Genomic DNA, 4,240 nt, shown 5'->3' with positions numbered 1-4,240 from the left:
TTACATGGAATGTAACGGATGCAAATGGTAATGCAGCGATACCTGTTACACAAACAGTAACAGTGGTGGATAATCAGAACCCTGTTATCACTAACGTACCAGCCAGCTTCAGTGCTACAGTAGGTGAAGGTGGATGCCTTGCTCTTGTAGGATGGCCTAATGCCACTGCGAGTGATAATTGCGGTATTCAAAGCCTGTCTACAAATAATGCACAGTATAACCAGTTTGGTTTTGCATTACTCAGCAAAGGAGTACATACGATTGTTTATACAGCAGTAGATGTAAACGGAAGAACTTCAACAGCGAGCTTTACGGTAACAGTTACAGATGACCAGGCACCTGTGATTACAGGATGTCCGTCTACGATCAATATTAATACAACACCTGGACAGTGTACAGGTGTGGCTTTATGGAATCCTCCAACGGCGAGTGATAATTGTGTGGGAGTAACGATGACAGGAACACATGTTTCCGGTCAAACTTTCCCGATAGGTACAACTACTGTTACTTATACAGCTACTGATGCATCAGGTCTTTCAACTTCATGCAGCTTTAATGTAGTGGTAACAGATAAACAATTACCATCGATCACTTGTGCTGCAAATGTTACGGTAAACAATATCACGAATGAGTGTAAAGCTGTGGTTAGTTTAACTGCACCTGTTACAGGAGATAATTGTGGTGTTGCTTCGGTAACAAACAATCATCCGTCGAATGAATATCCTGTAGGAACAACTGTTGTTACGTGGACTGTTATAGATATCCATGGTAACATCAATACATGTGATCAAACAGTAACAGTTGTAGATGCACAGGCACCTGTTATCAGCTGCCCTGGTAACATCAGTTCCATTGCAACAAGTGCGGCAGGAGTTGTAATCAATTACACTACACCTGCAGGTACTGATAATTGTGCTGGTGCAACAACAGCGATGACCACAGGACTAGCCAGTGGTTCAACGTTCCCTATCGGAACAACAACGGTAACTTATGTAGTAACAGATGCATCAGGCTTAACAGCAACATGTTCATTCGATGTTACTGTAGTAGGTGTACCTCCGGTTATCGTTTGTCCTTCAGACATCATCGTAAGCAATACGACAGGTGCATGTGGAACGAATGTGAGCTTTGCTGCTACAGAAACTACAGCAATACCGGCCTCAACAATTACATATAGTCACCAGCCAGGAAGTTTCTTCCCTGTTGGAACAACTACTGTAACGGCTACAGCAACCAATGCAGTAGGCACATCAGTGTGTACGTTTACGATAACTGTGAATGATACGGAAGCACCTGTGGCAAATGTTACAAACCTTCCAACGATTACTGCAGAATGTTCAGCGTCTGCCCCGGTACCAACTGCAACGGATAATTGCAGTGGAGTGATCAATGGAGTTCCATCCGGACCAACATCGTTCACTACCCAGGGTACACATACGATAACGTGGACGTATACGGATGCTGCAGGTAATGCAAGTGTTCAAACACAAACGGTAGTAATAGATGATAATACACCACCGGTTATTGCATGTCCTTTTGATATTGTTGTAAATGCAACAACAGGAACATGCGGAGCTGTGGTAAATTATAGCCAGCCATCAGCAACAGATAATTGTGGTAGTGGAACATTACCAACATCTATAGCTGGTTATACATATAAAGGAACCTTCGGTGGACATACTTATTTTGTATCAAACAACCAGGCAACACCAGAGGCAGCACATGCAGCTTCGATAGCCTTAGGTGGTCATCTTGCAACAATAAGCAGTGCTGCTGAGAATGCATTGATCTCAGGATTCTTACCTGGTCAGCGTATGTGGATCGGCTTTACTGATCGTGATAATGAAGGCACTTATAAATGGATAACAAACGAGCCGATCACTTATACCAACTGGTCAGGTGGTGAGCCGAACAATGCCGGAGGAAATGAAGATTGGGCTGTGATCAACTGGACTGGCCCTACATGGAATGACTGGTATTATACTCAGCCGGCATACTATGTAGTAGAATTTGAGGGTGGTAATATACCAACCACAATGGTATCAGGTCTTGCATCAGGTTCAGTATTCCCTGTAGGTACAACAGTAGTTACTTACAGTGCAACAGATGTAGGTGGCAATACGGTTAGCTGCAGCTTTACTGTAACGGTAAATGATGTAGAGAAACCTAAGCTGGTAAATGTACCTGCAAATGCAACAGTAGAATGTACTTCAGTACCTGCAGCAGCGAATGTAACGGCAACAGATAATTGCCCTGGCGTTGGAGCGGTTAATTACACTGAAGTAAAAGCGGATGGCAACTGTGCAGGTAATTATACATTAACAAGAACATGGAGTGTTACAGATGCTCATGGTAACTCAACCAGTGCTACGCAAATAGTTACAGTAGAAGATACCAAGGCACCGGTGATGGTTAAATCAGCCACCGATGCAACAGTACAGTGTGATGGAGCAGGTAATACTGCAGCACTCACAGCATGGTTAGCTTCCAATGGTGGAGCCAGTGCAACGGATGATTGCAGTAATGTAAACTGGAGCAACAACTTCACAGCATTAAGTGATGGTTGTGGTAACACAGGATCAGCAACAGTGGTGTTCACTGCAACAGATGATTGTGGTAACGCCTCATCAACAACAGCAACGTTCACGATTGTAGATAATACAGCACCATCTGTAACAGCAGCACAAAATGCAGTTGTAGAATGTGATGGATCAGGTAATACTGCAGCACTTGCTGCATGGTTAGCTTCAAACGGTGGAGCAACTGCATCAGATGTTTGCAGCAATGTAACATGGAGTAACAACTTTAGTGCATTGAGTGATGATTGTGGTAACACAGGATCAGCAACAGTGGTGTTCACTGCAACAGATAATTGTGGTAACGCAACATCAACAACAGCAACGTTCACGATCGTTGATAAAACAGCACCTGTTATTAGCTGTCCTGCAGATGTAACATTGAACTGCCAGGACAACAGCAATCCTTCAGCAACCGGTTCTGCAACAGCAACAGATGTATGCAGTGGTGTAACGATCACTTACAGTGATGTGAGTACACAGAATGGTAATGCAAATAATGCAGGTCATTATAACTATACCATCACCAGGACATGGACTGCAACCGATGCTTGTAACAATAGTTCAAGCTGTGTTCAGGTGATCACGGTTCAGGATGTCACAGCACCAACAGCTATCTGCAAGCCTGTTACGATCACTTTGGTGAACGGTACAGCATCTATCACCACAGCTGATATCAATAACAACAGTACTGATAATTGCAGCCCGATGACTTACAGCTTATCGAAGTCAACCTTTAGCTGTAGTGATATTGGAGCAAACACGGTAACACTTACTGTAACAGATGTAAGTGGTAACAGCAGCACATGTACTGCTACGGTAAATGTAGTAGGAGAGATACCAACCTGCAGTGTTGTATCAGTACCAACGAGCAATGTGTACACAGGTGGTAATGTAAACAACCTGTACTTAGGCTACGGAGCTCAGAGTACAACATTACAACTGTCAGTACCAGCAAGTGGTGCACCTTACACCTTCTCATGGAGTGGTAATGGTACACTCAGCAGCACAACAGTACAGTCACCATTGTTTGCACCAACTGCAGCAGGAACATATACGTTCACTGTGTTCATCACGAACAAATACGGATGTACCACAACCTGCACAATCAGTATCTGTGTAACAGATATCAGGGTACCTTCTAAGAATGGAACATGGGATGGTAAGAAAGTATATGTATGCCATGTACCTCCGGGCAATCCTGGTAATGCACATACTTTAGAGATCAGTGTAAATGCAGTACCATCACATATCGGTCCATCAGGTCATGCAACAGACAGGTTAGGTAAGTGTGAAGTGGCACCATGCACGGCACCAACTTACAGCAAGGCACCTGTTACACCTGAGGTGAAGATTGCTGCTGAAGCTTTAACTGTGAAGCTAAGTCCAAACCCAACCACCAATTACTTCATGCTGCAGGTGATGAGCAGTGACAGGAAGACACCTGTAACAGTAAGAGTGATGAATGCACTGGGTAAGATGATAGAGACACAGCGAGGATCAGTAGAAGATATGTACAGGTTCGGAAATAGTTATATCAATGGTACTTACTTTGTGGAAGTGATACAGGGCGAGAACAGGAAAGTAGTACAGGGTATCAAAGCCAACTAATACTGTGAAGACAAATAGTAAAAGTCCTGCCGAATGGCGGGACTTTTTTAATG

1 protein-coding gene is annotated in these 4,240 nt (G+C 43.7%); it reads left to right on the top strand.

The features are described 5' to 3' along the window. The first annotated feature begins 65 nt into the window (after nt 1-65). Nucleotides 66-4,187, top strand: coding sequence for an HYR domain-containing protein (locus tag QUA40_RS27890; protein WP_333131833.1), 4,122 nt, complete (start codon nt 66-68; stop codon nt 4,185-4,187). Nucleotides 4,188-4,240: the final 53 nt, after the last annotated feature.

The sequence above is a fragment of the Microcoleus sp. Pol11C3 genome (assembly GCF_036701485.1).
Lineage (GTDB): Bacteria > Cyanobacteriota > Cyanobacteriia > Cyanobacteriales > Microcoleaceae > Microcoleus.
The sequence above is the reverse complement of the archived record's forward strand: the minus strand, read 5'-3'. Positions and strand labels throughout refer to the sequence as shown.